Annotated in this window: 15 protein-coding genes and 2 pseudogenes; 14 read left to right on the top strand and 3 right to left on the bottom strand. The window is 56.0% G+C overall.

Going from position 1 to position 17,872, the window contains the following annotated elements:
• Positions 1 to 10: 10 nt before the first annotated feature.
• Entirely contained in the window at positions 11 to 919 is a 909-nt protein-coding gene (locus ACLIBF_RS21205) for a LysR family transcriptional regulator (protein ID WP_448310532.1), read from the bottom strand.
• Positions 920 to 1,372: 453 nt separating this feature from the next.
• Here ACLIBF_RS21205 and ACLIBF_RS21210 point away from each other — a divergent pair, with 453 nt between their 5' ends.
• The 5 genes from ACLIBF_RS21210 to ACLIBF_RS21230 all read left to right on the top strand — a co-directional run bounded on the left by ACLIBF_RS21210 (position 1,373) and on the right by ACLIBF_RS21230 (position 6,803).
• Entirely contained in the window at positions 1,373 to 1,837 is a 465-nt protein-coding gene (locus tag ACLIBF_RS21210; protein WP_448310714.1) for a (2Fe-2S)-binding protein, read from the top strand.
• Positions 1,834 to 2,826, top strand: coding sequence for an FAD binding domain-containing protein (locus tag ACLIBF_RS21215; protein ID WP_448310533.1), 993 nt, complete (start codon positions 1,834 to 1,836; stop codon positions 2,824 to 2,826). The genes ACLIBF_RS21210 and ACLIBF_RS21215 overlap by 4 nt, the downstream gene beginning before the upstream one ends.
• Positions 2,823 to 5,147, top strand: coding sequence for a xanthine dehydrogenase family protein molybdopterin-binding subunit (locus ACLIBF_RS21220; RefSeq protein WP_448310534.1), 2,325 nt, complete (start codon positions 2,823 to 2,825; stop codon positions 5,145 to 5,147). Before ACLIBF_RS21215 ends, ACLIBF_RS21220 begins: the two co-directional genes overlap by 4 nt.
• A 103-nt stretch (positions 5,148 to 5,250) precedes the next feature.
• The gene (locus ACLIBF_RS21225) at positions 5,251 to 5,817 is read left to right on the top strand and encodes a nucleotidyltransferase family protein (RefSeq protein ID WP_448310535.1); all 567 of its coding nucleotides are present in this window, start codon (positions 5,251 to 5,253) and stop codon (positions 5,815 to 5,817) included.
• Positions 5,814 to 6,803 carry an XdhC family protein gene (locus ACLIBF_RS21230; RefSeq protein ID WP_448310536.1) on the top strand — a complete coding sequence of 330 codons (990 nt, stop codon included), beginning with the start codon at positions 5,814 to 5,816 and terminating at the stop codon, positions 6,801 to 6,803. Before ACLIBF_RS21225 ends, ACLIBF_RS21230 begins: the two co-directional genes overlap by 4 nt.
• Here the strand turns inward: ACLIBF_RS21230 and ACLIBF_RS21235 are convergent.
• Positions 6,741 to 7,234 (bottom strand): annotated as a pseudogene (locus ACLIBF_RS21235) (hypothetical protein); the annotation flags it as partial. The gene ACLIBF_RS21230 and the pseudogene ACLIBF_RS21235 overlap by 63 nt on opposite strands.
• Positions 7,235 to 7,264: 30 nt before the next feature.
• Here ACLIBF_RS21235 and ACLIBF_RS21240 point away from each other — a divergent pair.
• From ACLIBF_RS21240 to rluF, 4 genes and pseudogenes are all read left to right on the top strand, one after another.
• A pseudogene (locus tag ACLIBF_RS21240) lies at positions 7,265 to 7,552 on the top strand (hypothetical protein); the annotation flags it as partial.
• A 138-nt stretch (positions 7,553 to 7,690) separates the two neighbouring features.
• The gene (locus tag ACLIBF_RS21245) at positions 7,691 to 9,673 is read left to right on the top strand and encodes an autotransporter outer membrane beta-barrel domain-containing protein (protein ID WP_448310537.1); all 1,983 of its coding nucleotides are present in this window, start codon (positions 7,691 to 7,693) and stop codon (positions 9,671 to 9,673) included.
• A 77-nt stretch (positions 9,674 to 9,750) separates the two neighbouring features.
• Entirely contained in the window at positions 9,751 to 10,236 is a 486-nt protein-coding gene (locus ACLIBF_RS21250; protein ID WP_448310715.1) for a GNAT family N-acetyltransferase, read from the top strand.
• 111 nt (positions 10,237 to 10,347) lie between these two features.
• Positions 10,348 to 11,220, top strand: coding sequence for a 23S rRNA pseudouridine(2604) synthase RluF (gene rluF / locus ACLIBF_RS21255; protein WP_448310538.1), 873 nt, complete (start codon positions 10,348 to 10,350; stop codon positions 11,218 to 11,220).
• A 66-nt stretch (positions 11,221 to 11,286) separates the two neighbouring features.
• Here the strand turns inward: rluF and ACLIBF_RS21260 are convergent, their stop codons facing one another.
• Positions 11,287 to 11,532 carry a hypothetical protein gene (locus ACLIBF_RS21260; RefSeq protein WP_448310539.1) on the bottom strand — a complete coding sequence of 82 codons (246 nt, stop codon included), beginning with the start codon at positions 11,530 to 11,532 and terminating at the stop codon, positions 11,287 to 11,289.
• A gap of 24 nt (positions 11,533 to 11,556) precedes the next feature.
• On the opposite strand from ACLIBF_RS21260, the gene ACLIBF_RS21265 reads away from it, so the two are divergent.
• The 5 genes from ACLIBF_RS21265 (at position 11,557) to ACLIBF_RS21285 (ending at position 17,829) form a co-directional block, all read left to right on the top strand.
• On the top strand, positions 11,557 to 11,976 hold the full coding sequence (locus ACLIBF_RS21265) for a LysR substrate-binding domain-containing protein (RefSeq protein ID WP_448310540.1): 420 nt from the start codon (positions 11,557 to 11,559) through the stop codon (positions 11,974 to 11,976).
• Between the two features lie 233 nt (positions 11,977 to 12,209).
• A complete protein-coding gene (locus ACLIBF_RS21270) occupies positions 12,210 to 12,881 on the top strand; it encodes a hypothetical protein (protein ID WP_448310541.1) in 672 nt (223 codons plus the stop codon).
• Between the two features lie 651 nt (positions 12,882 to 13,532).
• On the top strand, positions 13,533 to 13,844 hold the full coding sequence (locus tag ACLIBF_RS21275) for a type 1 fimbrial protein (RefSeq protein WP_448310542.1): 312 nt from the start codon (positions 13,533 to 13,535) through the stop codon (positions 13,842 to 13,844).
• A gap of 697 nt (positions 13,845 to 14,541) precedes the next feature.
• Entirely contained in the window at positions 14,542 to 15,627 is a 1,086-nt protein-coding gene (locus ACLIBF_RS21280; RefSeq protein WP_448310543.1) for an aldo/keto reductase, read from the top strand.
• A 66-nt stretch (positions 15,628 to 15,693) separates the two neighbouring features.
• Positions 15,694 to 17,829 (top strand): glycoside hydrolase family 3 C-terminal domain-containing protein, encoded by a 2,136-nt coding sequence (locus ACLIBF_RS21285; RefSeq protein WP_448310544.1) that lies wholly within the window; start codon positions 15,694 to 15,696, stop codon positions 17,827 to 17,829.
• Positions 17,830 to 17,872 lie beyond the last annotated feature (43 nt).

Consider the following 17,872-nt stretch of genomic DNA (forward strand, 5'->3'; position numbering starts at 1 on the left):
CATCGCACTGCTATTGCGGCGATGACGCGCCGCAATAGCGTACCGCCTCAATCAGACGGGCAAACGCACGGGTATGCTGTTTACGGCTGGGATAATAGAGGTAGTAGCCAGGAAAAGGATCGCACCAGTCTGCCAGCACCTGCACCAGTCGGCCTGCTGCAATATGCTCCTCTACACTGTCCTGTGGCACATAGCAGATGCCCATGCCGCTGAGCGCCGCATCGATGCGTGAAGCGAGATGATTAAAAATCAGCTGACCCTCCACCCTGACTCTGACCGCCTTGTTATCGCGCATAAACTCCCAGTGATACAGGCCACCCAGCGTGGGTAAGCGCAGATTTATGCAGTTATGGTTTTGCAGGTCGTAAGGCGTTGCCGGAACGCCGTGCTGCTCAAAATAAGCGGGCGACGCAACGACGCACATATTCCAGTCCGGGCCGATGCGTACTGCCACCATATCTTTTTCAACCTGTTCACCCAGCCGTACGCCTGCATCAAAGCGGCCACTGACAATATCGGTCAGAGTATTATCCACTGAAAACTCAACGTTGACCTCGGGATAGCGCTGCAGAAAGGGCTTAATCAGTGGCCACAGCGTTGAGGTCAGCGCATGTTCGCCCGCCGTAATGCGAATATTGCCAGCGGTTTTTCCCTGGGTATCAGTGACGCTGACCAGCTCAGATTCTATTTCGCTAAATAAGGGCGCGATATTTTTAATCAGCCGATCACCAGCCTCTGTCGGAGCAACGCTACGGGTGGTACGGGTCAGTAACCGGGTGCTGAGGCGCTCCTCCAGTCCACGAATAGCGTGGCTGAGCGCCGATTGCGATACGCCGAGCTTTGCTGCTGCGCGGGTAAAACTGCGTTCTTCCGCCACCACCACCAGATACATCAAATCGTTGAAATTCTCTCTTAGCATACTTTTTAGCCCGTTAAACCCGCCGCCGCCTCGTCTGGCGGTCGATCTGCCGGGAGGGGCGCAATCGATTGTGCTGCCCGACCTCGTTGAAGCCGCTATAGAATATTTCACTTATCAGCGGGTGATTGATGAAATCTGCGCATTAAGTTTGTGAAGGTAATTAATAAGTGTTAACCGAGACTAATCGCAATAAATCAATGAATTATGTTTTATATAGTTCGTATATCAGACAAAAAATGCGTTTTGACTGGTCCAGCCTGATTGTCCTTTTCGCCGACTGCACCGCCGGATAGCAAAAAAGCTGCTAAACCTTAAGACGTGCATACGCGCGCAAAGATTAGGGTTATCAGAATCCTCCCCGATTTATATCCCGTCCGATACAGACTAATAAAAAACTACTTTTTAGCCCCCAACAATGGGAAGCAGACAATGTCAGAAAAAATATCGCTAACAATGCAGGTTAATGGTCAGTTGCAGATGATGCAGATCGATCCACGCGTGACGCTACTGGATGCGTTACGCGAGCACCTGAACCTCACCGGCACCAAAAAGGGCTGCGATCAGGGACAGTGCGGTGCCTGTACGGTACTGATTAACGGTCAGCGGGTGCTGAGTTGTCTGACGCTGGCGGTTCAGGCTGACGGCGCCGAGGTGACCAGCATCGAAGGGCTGGAATCTGCCAGCGGTGAACTGCATCCGGTACAGCGCTGTTTCGTTGAAAACGATGCCTTCCAGTGTGGGTACTGTACACCGGGCCAGATAATGTCCGCCGTGGCCTGTATCAAAGAGGGTCACGCCGGATCGGACGATGAAATTCGTGAATATATGAGCGGCAACCTCTGCCGCTGCGGTGCCTATCCCCACATCGTCGACGCGATTAAACAGGCCGCTGCTGAGATGGCGAAGGAGTCCGCATGAATGAGTTCAGCTGGAAAGTCGCCCATTCGGCTACCGAAGCGGCAGGGTTAAAACAGCAGTCCGGTAGCCAGCTGCTGGCGGGCGGCACAACCCAACTCGACCTGATGAAATGTGGCGTATTTAACCCGTCGCAGCTGATTGGCATTAACGGATTAAACGAACTTCGCAGCCTGCGTTTTGACGATGACAAAATCAGCGCCGGGGCACTCACCACCATGAGCCAGCTGGCCGATCATCCTGCCTGCCAGCAAAATGCGCCCGCTATCTATGGCAGCTTATGGCAGGCGGCTTCGCCACAAATCCGCAACATGGCGACGCTAGGTGGTAATTTACGTCAGCGTACCCGCTGCGCCTACTACCGCGATCCGGCAACGTTTTCCGCCTGTAACAAACGCAACCCGGGATCCGGTTGTGCCGCACGCGATGGCGTGAACAGTAACCATGCGGTTCTGGGTGCCAGCGAGAGCTGTATCGCGGTCTATCCGGGTGACCTGGCGGTCGCGCTGGTGGCGTTTGATGCAGTGGTGGTGTTGCAGAATCAGCAGGGCGATCGTCGCCGTGTGGCGATTGATGATTTCTTCCTGTTACCGGGGGACACGCCGGATCGGGAACATGACCTGCGTGATGACGAGATCATCGTCGCGATCGAAGTGCCGCAAACCGCGTCACTTAAACGCTCGCACTATCTGAAGGTGCGCGATCGCAGTTCTTATGAGTTTGCCGCCGCCAGTGCGGCCGCCGGATTCACGCTGGAAAATGGGGTGATGCGCCAGGTCCATATCGCGCTGGGCGGCGTGGCCACTAAACCCTGGCGAGCGGCGCGGGTCGAGCAGGCCTTAGAAGGGAAACCGTTCAACGAAGAAACCGTCTTCCAGGCCGCGGAACTGATTAATCAGGAAACGCTGGCGCTGGCCCATAACGCATACAAAGTGAAACTGGCGCCGCGCGTGATTGCGCGTGCGCTGATGGCAGCAGGAGAGATCGCATGAGCGAGGTAAATGACAAGGCGCGCCGGGATTTACTCAATGCTACCAGCGACCCGGAGAGTTCAGAAGTTGCCGCCAGCAGTCCGATGAGGGGGCTGGGCGCAGCACGATCGCGTGGAGACGGCCGGGTTAAGGTGACGGGTGAAGCGCGTTATGCTATCGAGTATCAGCCGGATAATCCGCTATATGGCGTGGTATTGCAGTCGACCGTTGCCAGCGGCCGAATTTCCCGCCTTTCAGCCGAAAAGGCGCAGCAGGCCGAGGGCGTGCTGGCGGTCTATACCCATCTCAATCCGTTAAAGATCAACAAACCAACCGCGATCGCGGATGGTGGCGCGGCGCAGTCTACCTACACCCCGATTCAGGACGATGTGATTATTCATAACGGCCAGAACATCGGGCTCGTGGTGGCTGAGACTTTCGAGCAGGCGACCCATGCTGCCTCGCTGGTCGAGATTGAATACGAGACCACGCCAGCCCGGGTGTTTGCCACCGATGACGGCGTAGAGTCAAAACCGTTGTCGGCTCAGGATATCGATTTAGGGGACGCGCAGACCGCGATGCACAGCGCGGAGGTGCGCATTAATCAGCGTTATACCACGCCGCGGGAATACAACATGCCGATGGAGCCACACGCCTGCATCGCGCACTGGCAGAAGGGTCAGATCACGGTGTGGGAGCCGAGCCAGTGGGTAGCGGGTGCGCAGGTTGAGATCGCTGAATGGCTGGGCATTGAACCCGGACAGGTACGGATTATTTCACCTTATGTTGGTGGCGGTTTTGGTTCCAAGCCGGTGCCTTACACGCACGTGGCGTTGGCCAGCGTGGCGTCGCGCGCCCTGAACCGTCCCGTGAAAGTTTCACTGACCCGGCCGCAGACCTTTACCGGTCTGGGTGGACGCGCGGCAACCTCACAGCAGCTGGAGCTGGGTGCATCGCGTGACGGCAAAATTGAAGCGATTATTCAGCGCAGCTTCAGTGAAACCTCTCTGATCGATGTCTTCGCTGAGAACTGCAGCAAAGTGACCGCCAGGATGTATGCGATCAGCAACGTGTCGGCTCAGCATCAGGTCAGACCGATTAACACCGTCACGCCGGGCTGGATGCGTGCGCCGGGCGAGAATCCCAGTGCGTTTGGCCTTGAAGTGGCGATGGATGAGATGGCCTATGCGCTGGGTATCGATCCCCTGGAGTTGCGCCTGCGTAACTGGGCAGATAAAGATTACCAGCTCGACCTGCCGTGGAGTTCACGTCGCCTGAAAGAGGCGTATCAGAAAGGGGCAGAAGCATTTGGCTGGGATAAGCGCATCATGACGCCGCGTTCAATGCGAGAAGGACGCGAACTGATTGGCTGGGGCATGGCGTCCGGCACCTATCCGGTCAGCCGCATGCCAGCGGAGGCAAAAATCATGCTGACGCCACAGGGCCGCTTCGTGGTGCAGTGTGCCGGCGCAGATATCGGCACCGGCACTTACACCATCCTGGCGCAAACGGCGGCGGATCATCTCGGCGTCTCATCGGAAACGATAGAAGTTCAGCTCGGCGACACCACGCTGCCGCGCGCAGGTGTTGCCGGGGGGTCACAGCTGGCGGGTAACCTGACGGCGGCGGTGAACGATACCGCAAAGAAAATGCGCGAACGCCTGCTGACGCTGGCCAGCGAACTGCCCGCGTCGCCATTCAACGGCGTGCCGGTTTCGCAGTTGACCCTGAAGAATGCCGCTATTCAGCACGGCGGGAGTTCAGATCTCTCTCTCACCCAGCTGGCGACGCTGGTCCCTGCCGATAGCCTGATGGTGAAGGGCGGGACTTTCCCGGACGATATGCCGCAGAGTGAGCGCGATAAAATTGTGCGTAACCTGAATGATATGAGTCGGCCGGAGACTTATTCCGCCCATAGCTGGAGCGCACAGTTTGTTGAAGTGCGGGTCGATGAAGATTTCGGCACAATTAGGGTGCAAAGGATGGTGGCAGCACTCGACAGCGGTCGGCTTTACAACCCTAAACTGGCGCGCAGCCAGTGGATCGGCGGAATGATTATGGGGGTCGGTCAGGCGCTGATGGAAGAGGGAATTATCGATCCGCGTAACGGTCGGGTGATTAACAATAATCTGGCTGATAACCTGGTGCCGGTTAATGCCGATATCCCCAGCATCACCACCATCAACGTCGGTGAGCCCGACTTTGAGGCGACCACCATGGGCGGTAAAGCGGTGGGAGAACTGGGCATCGTTGGCGTGGCGGCAGCCATCAGTAATGCGGTCTTCCATGCCACCGGCAAGCGGGTTCGTGACCTGCCGATCACGCTCGATAAAATCATCTGATCGGGGCGAAAATCTTACCTGCTGCAGTGAACAGAGCAGGTGACAGGTGACGGGCGCAGCATCCATGCTGCGCCCGTTTACGCCACCAGCAGGAGACGTGGTTTTGAAAATAGCCCTTGTGGTGATGGCGGCGGGCTTCAGCCACCGTTTTCGCCAGCAGACCGGCGAACATAAATTGCTGGCTTTGCTGAACGGCAAACCGGTGTTGCAGCACACGCTGCAACAGGCGGCCGCCAGTGGCCTGGATCTGTTTGTGGTTACCCGTCCGGACCAGACCGCTATCCAGGCGATGATCCCGCCCGCATCGTGCGTGCTTTGCGACAGCAGCGGACTGGGCGAATCCATCGCCGCTGGCGTCGGGGCCAGCAGTGAATACGACGGCTGGCTGATTGCGCTGGGAGATATGCCGTTTATCTCTGCCAGAAGTTATCGGGCGGTCGCGGCAGCGCTGGCCGATGCGCCCGTGGTCAGGCCCTGGATCAACGGTATACCGGGCCATCCGGTGGGTTTTCAGCATCACTATTACCGGTCATTAACCGCGTTGCAGGGTGATAGGGGTGCACAGGCCATCGTGAAACGTGATGAAGTACGCGTGCCTCTTAGCGATTGTGGCTGTCTTTATGACATTGATCTGCCAGGCGATTTGCAGCGAATAAAGGAATTTTCATGATTACGCTGGACCAACGTGTGATTAATATGGCGTTAAGCAGCTGCCAGGCGGGGCAATCTGTCTGGTTATGTACCGTACTGCGAACTTACGGCTCGTCGCCGCGCGCACCGGGCACGCTGATGACGGTGAACGAAGCGGGCGCTTACTGTGGTTCGCTGTCAGGCGGATGCATTGAAGAAGACTTTTTAGCCCAGCTGGCCACCGGCGCCTATCGGGCCAGCAGCCAGCAGGTGCGATATGGGGAAGGTGGAATGCGCCCGACGGTCAGTCTGCCGTGCGGCGGGAGTCTGGAGATTGTGATTGAATTTCTGCCGCCCGATGCGGCCAGTTTGGAACTGTTAACCGCGATGCAGCGGGCACTCAGCGGTCAGCAACCGATAGTGAAGCTGATCCAGCCCGGTGAACGTGCGCAGTGGGAAACCGTGGCGGCGGATCGGATATTGCCGGCGTTGAGCGTCAGTGAACAGCTGCTGGTGTTACCGGTCGGCGCAATCCCGGAGTTGCTGGTGGCGGGGTACTCCAGCGTGGCATTTGAATGCATCCGGCTGGGGCAGATGCTGGGGTTTCATGTGCGGGTGTGTGAACATCGTTCTGAGATGCTCGCCGAACTGGAGAGCCACTACGGCGCAGCGGATAATGTCACGCTGGTGCGACAGCATCCGGCGCGCTGGCTGGAGCTGAACGGGGCGCACGCGGCCGTGGCGATTGTGGCGCTGACCCACGATCCGCGTATCGATGACCTGACGATGATGGAAGCGATCGCCACACCGGCCTTCTATATCGGCATTATGGGGTCGGTGAAAAACAGCGAGAAGCGGCGGGCGCGACTCCAGCAGATAGCGGGCATGGATCGCAGCGACCTGGACCGCATTCATGCCCCGATTGGCCTGCCGATTGGCAGCAAAACCCCAGCGGAGATTGCGCTATCGGTGATGGCCGATATTGTTCGGGTCAGGAACCTCGGGCGGTCGCGCCCGGCTGCCTGAAGATACGGACCTGGCCGGTGCCAGCCGATAGAGGTAGTAGCCCGACAACAGAATCGGCAAAAAATTATCGAACAACTGCCTCAGCGTCTGCTGAGGATCGACATCGTGAAACAGATCAGGATTGAGCGTGGTCGCAAAAATTCGGTGGTCACCATATGCCCCGGGCTGAGATAGAAGTTGTGTCACAGCGCGTCGCTGTGTCCGTTACGCCGCGTCCGTGCTGGTTGCGAAGTGATAGTCTGGCTGGGCAGCAATCACCTGTTCTTCACTCATTCGTCCGAATACCCCTTTGACCTGCTGGCGGGCACTATTGTCGCCGCCAGCAAAACTCAGCAGCTCACCCAGACTGCCATTGACTGAGGTGACGCAACACTTACTGCGTGGATGTAGCTGCAGCACACGGTCGGCTTCGGGCCGTAATAGCAGGCCAGTCAGCTTGCAATGCGCTGCATGTGGATCGGCTGACCCATGCAACCGACTCGTTTTTTGCTTGCGAGGCGGAAGTGGTGATCGACGTGCCACGCGGCGGTGAAAACGACCGCATTTCGCTGCATGGCACCATTAGAGTCTGTCTGGAGATGCTGATCCTGGCAGTGGCGTCTACGTTGCCGCAGCGCACCGTCAAAACCATGAAGCGGTTACAGAATCTCAATCGCGGCCTGAAACCTGCCGGTAAAAAGCAGCGCCAGCCTGTCACCTTAATACAACCTCCGGAAGCATTCTTCTTGCCGGTTACCGTCTGCACTTAAATCAAATTTTTCCGCTTTGGGATCCCGATCGCGGCTTTTCTGCAACCATTCTCCGCTGCCGACTACGCTTACTTTGCTTCGGGGTATCGAGCCCTGTTTTCCTTTCCTTAATCCTTGTGACCTTGTGCGGAGCTGATAATGAAATCCTTTCACGCGCGACACCTGCTCGCCGGTGCGGCCATAACCAGCCTCAGTATACTCTCTCCGCTGCCTGCGGCGGCCTGGAGCCAGCTCACCGTTTTTGGCGATAGCCTGAGCGACGGTGGTAACGTCGGCCGCTTCACCTACGATGCGGCTTCCCATCCGTTGTATGACGAGATACTGGCGCAACATCTGAATGAGGCCCTGCTGCCATCATCCCAGGGCGGCAGCAATTATGCCGCTGGCGGCGCCGTGGCGGTGCCGCTGCTGAATCCGCAGTACAACACCCAGGATCAGGTCGATCGCTATCTCGTGGCTGGTGGGGGGCGCGCCGATGGCAATGGACTTTATATTCACTGGATCGGCGGCAACGATCTGGCCGCTGCGGCGGCAAATCCCCTGAATGCGGTACAGCTGATTGATAACAGTGCACGTGCGGCGTCCGATCAGGTCAGCCGGTTGCTGGCGGCCGGTGCCGGTACCGTAATTGTCCCGACGGTGCCTAACGTCGGGGCGACACCGGCGCTGTTGCAGGCGATTCTGCAACCGCTGGGCCCGGTCGCTGAACCGGCGATGGCGGCGCTTTTTCAGTCGCTGAGCCGTGTTACCACGCCTGACCGGGCGGCGCGTGAGCAGGCTATCGAAGCGGCACTGCAAGCGGCGGCGGATCAGATCCCGGCGATTCCGCTGGTGCGTGAAGCGATTGCACAGCAGCTGTTTGCTGCCTGGCAACTGTTAAGTGACACCGCGGCGACACTGACCGATCGTTATAACCAGCTGGAGGAGCAGGAACTGGTGGCCAGCGGCGGCAATATCGCGCGCGTGGATATCAACGGACTGTTCAACGAGGTAATCGATAATCCGGGCCTGTACGGCATCAGCAACAGCGCTGGCATGGCCTGTCCGCCGGGCGTCTCGGCGATGGATTGCACCTCGTCAACACCTGGCTTCTCGCAGTCGCAACAGTATTTGTTCGCGGATCGTCTGCATCCCAGCCCGGCGGTACATGCGTTGATCGCTGACTATATCCAGTCGATCCTGGATGCCCCGTTGCAGGTTGCGGCGCTGAGTCAGTCACCGCTGATGCTGGTGCAGGACGCGAGAAATACGCTGGATGGGCATTTACAGCAGCAACGTCAGCAGCCTGCTGACGCCGGACAGTTTACGGTATTCGGCGGCTATGCCGGTCAGTCACGTCATTTCCGCGGCGACAGCTATCAAGAGGGTGACGCCACCAGCGCCAATGGCGCAATTGGTATCGGTTATCAGCTGACCGACAGCTGGCAGGCCGGGGCGATGTTTTCGGCGACGACCCAGCGTCAGGATCCTTCGTCGCGTTTCGATTACCGTCTGCGCGGCAATCTGGTGGCGCTGTGGAGTCAGTTGCGGCTGTTCGAACAGGGCTGGGTTAATGCCGATCTGCACTATGCCGATCTCGATTTCGACGATATTGAACGTCAGGTCAGACTGGGACCGGCCACCCGCACTGAGCAGGGCAGCACCGAGGGGAAACTGCTGGGAATGCGGATTGAAACGGGCTGGGATTTTCCTCTGGGTCAGTATGTTTCTACCGGTCCGGTTGCCAGCTACGCGCTGGATTACAGCCAGGTAGAGGGCTATCAGGAGCAGGGTAACCGCAGTAGCGCCATGCGCTTTGGCGATCAGACGTTGCATTCGCAGGTCGGTTCCCTGGGCTGGCGCATCGACAGCAAGCAGCTGTTGATCAATCCGTGGGCGCAGGTCAGTTACAACCACCAGTTTGGCGACAGTGACTCTGCGGTAACCACCGGTCTGAAATCGACCCGCACAGCGTTTACCCGCACCAGCGAATCAGGCGATGACAACTGGCTGGATATGGCGGTCGGCGCCAGCGTGCCGCTGGGCAGCGCAGTGAATGCGTTTGCGGGCGTCTCTGCCGTGGCGGGCAACAGCGCATATCATCAGGTGACCTGGAACATCGGGCTTAATGCCCGCTTCTGATCGGCGTTAATCGCAAGGCAGGGAAGTGGTGTGATAACGTAGCGCTACGATCCGAAATGTTCAGGCAGGAGGGGATGATGAGCGTCAGACGGGCAGTACCTGAAGAGGCGACGCTATTGTGGTCTATCCGCAATCAGGCGATCCGACATGGCTGTCAGACAGCTTATACGCCCGAGGTGATTGCAGCCTGGACGCCGGACCGGATGCCTGCCAGTTTCCCGGCAATGATCCGCGAGAATCCCTTTTTCGTCATTGATGGCCCTGACGGGCAGCCGGTAGCCACCGGTTCGCTCGATCTGGCTGCCGGTAGTGTTGAAGCGATATTCACGCTGCCCGGCTTCACCGGTCAGGGGCTGGCTGGCGAGATCATTGATGCCATCAAAGCGGACGCGTTGCGACGTGGCTACCGGCGTCTGACGCTCTCCTCAACGCCTAATGCCGCCAGCTTTTATCAGCATCATGGCTTCACGTTGCTGGGTGAAAGCCTTTACCCATCAAAGCTGGCAGGTGGCGGATTACGCTGTATGGAAATGGCAATCGAGCTGTTGGCGTCGTCTGACTGATTAGTCGGCTGGAAGCGTCGGCAGAGCCGCTTTATCAGCCGCAAAGTTTCATGCGCAAACACTTCGCAAGCCCACGCCGGTAAGGTATAGTCCGCGTTTTTTGGAGGAATCATGCTGACTCAATCATCAACTCGTCTCAATAAATACATCAGTGAGAGCGGAATCTGTTCTCGCCGCGACGCCGATCGTTACATCGAGCAGGGCAACGTTTTCATTAACGGCAAACGCGCCGCTGTCGGCGCACAGGTATTTGCAGGCGATGTGGTGAAAGTAAACGGTCAGCTTATCGAACCGCGTGACGAAGACGATCTGGTGCTGATTGCCCTTAACAAGCCGGTTGGCATTATCACCACTATGGAAGAGGGCGAGCGCGATAACATCAGTGATTTCGTCAACCACAGTAAGCGGGTATTCCCGATTGGCCGTCTGGATAAAGATTCTCAGGGGCTGATCTTCCTGACTAACCACGGTGATTTGGTCAATAAAATCCTGCGTGCCGGTAATAATCACGAAAAAGAGTATGTCGTCACCGTAGATAAGCCGATTACCGACGAGTTCATTGCTGGTATGGGCGCGGGCGTGCCGATGCTGGGCACCGTGACGAAAAAGTGCAAAGTCAAAAAAGAAGCGCCTTTTGTGTTTCGCATCACGCTGGTACAGGGACTGAATCGCCAGATTCGCCGGATGTGTAAGCACTTTGGCTTTGAAGTCACGAAGCTGGAGCGCACCCGCATCATGAACGTCAATCTGAAAGGTCTGCCGCTGGGCGAGTGGCGCGATCTGACGGATGATGAACTGATCGAACTGTTTAAACTGCTGGAGAACTCCTCTTCAGAAGATAAGCCCGCGAAGAAAGCACCAGCAAAATCCGCTGCGGCAAAGAAACCGCAAAAAAGTCCCGCCAGACCCGCCGGAAAAGCGGAGCCGGATAGCGCCTCCCGCAAGCGTTTTGCCCAACCGGGACGGAAGAAAAAAGGGCGTTAACGCCGCGAGGGAGGGGCGGTGCGGCTATCCGGCATCGCTGCCCCTCCAGAGTTATGGCCGGGCTGCTCAGGGAATGATTCGGACGTCGCAAAAACAGGCAAACAGATCGCAAAGTATAATGTCGCTTGCCCGGAAGTGATGAAATCCCGCCTGACGAATCTTCCTGCCGTCGCCAGACCTATCGTAATGCCAGCCGAAGACGAAATCAGCAAAGCGGCCGTCACTGAGCGCCAGAATATCGGGCTGCACCAGTGCACTGGCGGCGGCGAGTTCACGCCAGATTTGCTGGTAGTCGTGAAATAGCTGATGCAATACTTTGGCACAGCAGATCGACGCGTGGATTGCAGGCTCAGCGCCAGATTCATGCTGTTGCCTGGCCTGCTGCAAGCGAGCCTGGCCGTTCGCACGCTGACCACCATCGAAACGGTGCTGGTGGCTTCCGCTGACTGGAGCGCGCGTCATGGCGAGCCACAAACGGCGGATGATGTGCAACGTTATCCATATATCCGCTTCAGCGGCCCCGAGCCCGATGCGCCGTTACGGCTGGTATCAGCCGGGGAAAGGGTACAGCCCGTGGTGGAGGCGGTGCTTCGTTCCAATAATAGTCACTCATTAACAGCGGCGATTGAAGCAGGCCTGGGGATTGGCGCAATACAGTCGCTCATGGGCGCTGATGCGCTGGTATCTGCCCGGCAGGTCAGGATTTTTTGCCTGAATACCGGTTACCTGATCGCTATCTCTACGCGATTTTCCTGATGCTCGCTTCATTTCTGACAAAGTACGGCAACTGGTGATGCTGTTTGAACAGATGCTGGTTTCCCTGACAAAAGCAATGCTGCTGTAAAACGGTGCCGTTTCGCCCGCCTGAGGGCAGTGGCGTGCCGGGCGGTCAGCCGTCTTTGTTAAGCATCGCACAATCAGAAGAAGTGCGCTTTTCAGGGTCAGAACGGCGTGGCAGGATAAACGCAAAATATTAAGGAGTAGGCCTGATGTTACTGAAAGGTATGAACGATCCGCTACTGAAAGCGTATCAGCATCCGAAATCGCGGATGATGATTAGCCGCTTCAGAGGCCTCGCGGGCGATCGCAGACTCAGTGACTGGCAGGTATTTTGTATTCTGGTGACCGGATTTACCAACTACTGGTATGTGCAGTCTGGCCATTTCAGCATCAACGTCAGCTGCAGCAAAACCAGACAGTTCGATTTTATGCAGGATTTTCTGCACGTGGAGGTCACGCTGCAGGGATTAGTCTGTGATGATCACTTCCGCTGCCCGGACTTCGTTTTACCGCGTTATGATGTGCCTTACGAATTTTGCCGCTGGCGCAGTAAGCGCGGCTATGACTCATCAGTAACCTATGTCAGTAATCATGGGGTGAAATCGCATAAGGCCATTTTCGTTGCTTCTGGCGACGCCTCGCAGGAAGAGAGAGTGATGAAGTGGGAAGGCATGGTTAACGTCTTTGATAAAACCTTTTTCACCGCAGCCAGTTTCGCTACCACCCACGACTTCCTGACTAAAGATATCACCAAAACCATTCACGACGGATTGATAAAGCATCTGAACTTTTATCGTGATCTCTTCAGTTATATCTTTCCGACACCGGCTGCCGCGCGGCTACAGGCGCGCGATGACCGACGCTATCTGAATAAAACCTGACCCCTATTATGTTTCCATTCCTTCACATCCTTCTCCCTCCGCCTCACCATGATTGAGTGATGATATTGATGTGGGCAGAAAATCTCAGAGTGAATAGTTCCGCTTATTGTCGCGTTTCTGTTCATCGGTTTTTTAACGACACGCTGAATGGCGGTAACAGGTCAGGCCGAGAGCTTCGCGGCCGGCTATTGTTCATTTTTCGCTGAACAGGCGGACGAAAAAACACGCTGGGAGGATGAATAAATTAACCGATTTTGCGTAAGCCTGAAGGTGAATTGCGAAGCACAACTATTTTTTTAATTGATGCTCAGCACCAAAATGAAGAGGCTAACAATGGAGAGCTGTTTAATGACAATTACCACCCTGAGTCGTGAACGCTGATAACAGCCAGCAGAGACGTTAAATATAAATGATAAGAAAAATCTCATGGCCCAATGGCTGAGCTATACTCATCTACGCCTTAATGAGTTCAATGAGTTCAATGAGTTCAATGAGTTCAATGAGTTCACATTGGCTATTTAATTACCTTAATAACACATTCAGCAGTGTAGTCATAACGCTGAGGACTTATTTACCCCTTTTTCTTATCGCTGGTCTCAATATACAGCTGTGAATGCCGATAACGCTCTGACACACTCAGGAGAATGCGCAATGAAATTATCTTTAAACATCTGCTTAGCCACACTGTTTTTTACGTGGGCCGGACACAATGCCAGCGCAGAAAGTTTGTCTGCTTCCGGTACCATTAGCTTTAGTGGTGCGATTGTTAATGGCTCCTGTGATATGAATGTGATGCAAAATCCGGTTGCGTTTCAATGCACTGATCCGATGACCGGTAAAACGGTAGCCAGCACCATTGACATGAGGAAATCGCAAAAGATGGGCCATTTGCCGTTCACGGTCGAAACGAAATGGCTGGATGCCGCCAAACGGCAGGGCATTGTTTCAGTCACCTACCTGTAATTCCCTTCATTTCTTGTGCTAACAGCAATGCTGAAAAAATCTGGCCCGGCAACGATATCAGCGGCATGATTGTCGCTGATATATTTCTGGCGAATAGATTGATTAATAAATAAGAAGCGTGATTTATTGCCTGCTAATTACTTTATCGTGAGTGGAATACCGTCGATAGGCTAATTTTAATCACCTTTAAACGATGAAACCATGCGGAAGCCAGGGTTATTATTCAATTAATTTCAGACCCCAGAATTAATTATTGGCTCAGGTTGAGTTGTGCTGCGCGCCGTTCGTTGCATAAATAATTCATTGCATAAATAACATGGTCTGTTATCTCTCAATGTCCTTCCCTGGGCATATTCATCCCTCTGTGCAAATCAGGATTGATCGGAAGAATGCAGAGCAAAGAATCTCGCGCTCTGTCGTTTTCCCCTTTGGCGATGCAGCAGATAGCGGGTGGTGATGATAACCGGGTCACCCCCACGGAAGCGCTGACAGGCAGCAGGTCAGGTTAAGAGTGAACCAGGTAATCTCATGATTAATATGAACAAATTCAAAAGTGCTATCCTGTGGTGCAGAGTATTTACGGCCAGAGACTGGCTGACCGCTCTGTCAGCAGGATGATACCTGCCTGCGCCTGTGAGGGCAGAATCTCTTTATTGCGAATGCGTTCGCCTTTGTAAGCGGTAAAGGAGGAAAGTAAATGCACTATAGAAAACTGGGTCATTCCGGATTACTGGTTTCGCGCTTTGTACTGGGTACGGTGCCCTTTGGCGGAAAAGCGGGCTTTGAAAAAACCGGCAATGTGAACGCCGCTGAAGCACGACGCTTCATCGATATTGCCCTGGATCATGGCGTCAACATGATCGATACCGCCGACCTTTATTCGATGGGGGGAGCCGAAGAAGTGGTCGGTGAAGCGCTGGGCAACAAACGCGACCAGCTGATTATTGCCAGTAAAGCCCGCAGTCCGCTGGGCGACGGGCCGAATCAGAGCGGTGCCAGCCGCTACCATCTGATCAGAGCCTGTGAAGCCAGCCTGCGACGTCTGAGAACCGATCACATCGATCTCTACCAGATTCACAACTGGGATGGTATTACCCCGGTTGAAGAGACGCTACGCGCACTGGAAGATCTGGTCAAAAGCGGCAAAATTCGTTACTTCGGCACCTCGAATTACACCGCGTGGCAGATGATGAAAACGCTGGGTAGCGCGGAGGTGAATCATCTGATGAAGCCCGTGAGCCAGCAGATTTACTACACGCCGGAATCGCGTGAAGCGGAGTATGAACTGCTGCCAATGGCGCTGGATCAGGATATTGGCACTCTGGTGTGGGGACCGCTGGGGGAAGGACTGTTAACCGGTGCAGTGAACCGCAATAGCAAAGCACCGGCCACGACGCGACAGGGCAGCGGCTGGCCAGAACCCTATGTCCACGATATGGATCGCGCATATGACATTATCGACGTACTCGCCGAGGTCGGCGCGGAAGTTAACGCTTCGATATCGCAGGTGTGTCTCGCCTGGCTGGCTGGCCGACCGGCGATTACCTCGCTGATTGTCGGTAACCGTACTGAAGCGCATCTGCGCGAGAATCTCGCCGCGTTTGATCTTCAGCTCAGCGAGACGCAGCGGCAGCGCATTGAAACAGTGACTCGTCCGGCACCGCAGTATCCTTACTGGCATCGGTTTACCAGCGGTATGGATCGGCTTGATCCCGCGGAGCAGGTTTTCCTGGATGAATACCGTCAGACCCTGGATGAACGTCAGGATCAGACACGCAAATAATGCCCACAGGCCACCTCGTCAGGTGGCCTTTTTATTGTTCAACTACATGATTCAGGGAGCAAAACCATGAGATTCCGCTGGCAGGACCGGTCGCTGAGCGCGGATGAACGCGCCGACAGTGTTCTGGAACAGATGACCCTCGATGAAAAAATGCGCTGGCTCAGTGGACCGATGGCGATCCCGGCGCCAGGCGAAGCCCCGATCCCGGGTGCTTTAGGGTCGGCGGCCTGTTATCCGGCGATTGAGCGGCTGGCTATTCCGGCAATGCAACAATCGGACGCCAGTCTTGGCGTCGGGAACCTGGCAAATGTGCGGCCTGGCGACAATGCCACGGCGCTGCCTTCATCTTTACTGCTGGGCGCGGGGTTTGACCCGGCGATGGCCGAAACCACCGGCAATATGCTGGGTCGTGAAGCACATGCTAAAGGATTCAATGTGCAGCTGGCAGGCGGCGCCAATCTGATCCGTGAACCGCGTGGTGGCCGGAACTTTGAATATATCTCAGAAGATCCGCTACTGACCGGGATCATTGCCGGCCATTCGGTGAAAGGGATTCAGTCACAGCATGTGGTCTCCACCGTCAAACATTTTGCGCTTAATGCGCAGGAGACCGGGCGCGTGCTGGTCAGTTCCGATATTGATGAACAGGCGCTGCAACAATCGGATCTGCTGGCGTTCCGGATTGCCATTGAACTGGGAGAGCCGGGCGGAGTGATGCCGGGCTATAACCTGGTCAACGGCGAATGGGCCAGTGAAAACTGTCACCTGTTGAAGCAGGTATTGAAAACGGAGTGGGGCTTTAAAGGCTGGGTGATGTCGGACTGGGGCGCAACCCATTCTACCGATAAGGCTGCGCTGGCCGGACTGGATGTGCAGTCCGGAAGCAACATGGACCCGGAACACTTCTTTGGCGATCTGCTAAGGCAGGCGGTGGAACAGGGCCGGATTCCGGCTGAGCGACTGGATGAGATGGTCAGACGACAGCTAAGAAGCCTGTTTGCCGTCGGTGCGATCGATTTTCCCGCCACGCCTGGAGTGCCGATTGATTACTCCGCCCATCGGCTAATCGCACAGCGTGCGGCGGAAAACGGCATCGTACTGCTGAAAAACAAAGATTGCTGCCTGCCGCTGGCGCTGAATCTGCCGCGTCTGCTGGTGGTGGGTGGCCATGCGGACAAGGGGGTTTTATCCGGCGGCGGATCCTCTTCGGTTACGCCGATTGGCCATTATGCCGAACAGGGAGCCGCTATCATGGGCGTGCCGGTGCCGAAAGTTTATCATCCCTCCTCACCGCTGCACGCTATCCGCTGTCAGTCAGGCGCCGCTCAGGTAGATTATCTCGATGGCCACGATCATGACGCCGTTGCTGGCCAGGCCGCCGCCGCTGATGCGGTGATCGTGTTTGTTGAGTCGTGGAATACCGAAGGCCAGGATCTGGCCGATCTGACGCTGCCAGACCAGCAGAATCAATTGATTCATGCGGTGGCACGCGCCAATCCACGCACCATTGTGGTGATTGAATCGGGTGGTCCGGTTAAAATGCCGTGGCTGGGCGAAGTCAGTGGTGTGCTGGCGATGTTCTATCCCGGTTCCGGTGGCGGCGAGGCGATTGCTGGGGTGCTGTCTGGTCGGGTGAATCCATCCGGAAGAGTGCCGGTAACCTTCCCGCGCGATGAAAATCAACTGCCGCGCCCGGCGATGACCGATCCGGCAACCACCACCTCCAATCCAGGCGAGCCGCTGCGCGGGGGCGTGTTTCATGTCGATTACAACATTGAAGGCGCTGATGTGGGTTACCGCTGGTTTGATCGAGAGAAACTGACTCCGCTTTTTCCCTTTGGTTATGGTCTCTCCTATACCACCTTTACCGCCCACAGCCTGCAGATCTCCCAGCAGGATACGCATTTGCACGCCAGCGTCGTGATTAAAAACAGTGGCGACCGGGCCGGGGCTACAGTGGCACAGCTCTATGGCCGACGCATCAGTGATCCCAGTCAGACGTGGCGGCTGGCAGGCTTTCAAAAAGTGCTGCTTGAAGCGGGCGAAGAGCGGACGATACCCATCGGGATTGAGCCCCGTTGTCTCGCCGTGTTCGATATCAATACCCGGGACTGGCAATGCCTTGCAGGTGAATACCAGTTCAGGCTGGCTGATAATGCGCTTGATGAAGGCATCAGCCTCACCCTGACTGTGACGGCGTGACTACGCCATCAGAAGGCCAGAGTGCTGCTATAGGGCGATGAAA

The sequence above is a fragment of the Pantoea sp. PGP6 genome (assembly GCF_053474785.1).

Coding starts and splice junctions, on each gene's coding strand:
- ACLIBF_RS21205 (WP_448310532.1), bottom strand. CDS start 919: ATGCTAAGAGAGAATTTCAACGATTTGATGTATCTGGTGGTGGTGGCG.
- ACLIBF_RS21210 (WP_448310714.1), top strand. CDS start 1,373: ATGCAGGTTAATGGTCAGTTGCAGATGATGCAGATCGATCCACGCGTG.
- ACLIBF_RS21215 (WP_448310533.1), top strand. CDS start 1,834: ATGAATGAGTTCAGCTGGAAAGTCGCCCATTCGGCTACCGAAGCGGCA.
- ACLIBF_RS21220 (WP_448310534.1), top strand. CDS start 2,823: ATGAGCGAGGTAAATGACAAGGCGCGCCGGGATTTACTCAATGCTACC.
- ACLIBF_RS21230 (WP_448310536.1), top strand. CDS start 5,814: ATGATTACGCTGGACCAACGTGTGATTAATATGGCGTTAAGCAGCTGC.
- ACLIBF_RS21245 (WP_448310537.1), top strand. CDS start 7,691: ATGAAATCCTTTCACGCGCGACACCTGCTCGCCGGTGCGGCCATAACC.
- ACLIBF_RS21250 (WP_448310715.1), top strand. CDS start 9,751: ATGAGCGTCAGACGGGCAGTACCTGAAGAGGCGACGCTATTGTGGTCT.
- rluF (WP_448310538.1), top strand. CDS start 10,348: ATGCTGACTCAATCATCAACTCGTCTCAATAAATACATCAGTGAGAGC.
- ACLIBF_RS21270 (WP_448310541.1), top strand. CDS start 12,210: ATGTTACTGAAAGGTATGAACGATCCGCTACTGAAAGCGTATCAGCAT.
- ACLIBF_RS21275 (WP_448310542.1), top strand. CDS start 13,533: ATGAAATTATCTTTAAACATCTGCTTAGCCACACTGTTTTTTACGTGG.
- ACLIBF_RS21280 (WP_448310543.1), top strand. CDS start 14,542: ATGCACTATAGAAAACTGGGTCATTCCGGATTACTGGTTTCGCGCTTT.
- ACLIBF_RS21285 (WP_448310544.1), top strand. CDS start 15,694: ATGAGATTCCGCTGGCAGGACCGGTCGCTGAGCGCGGATGAACGCGCC.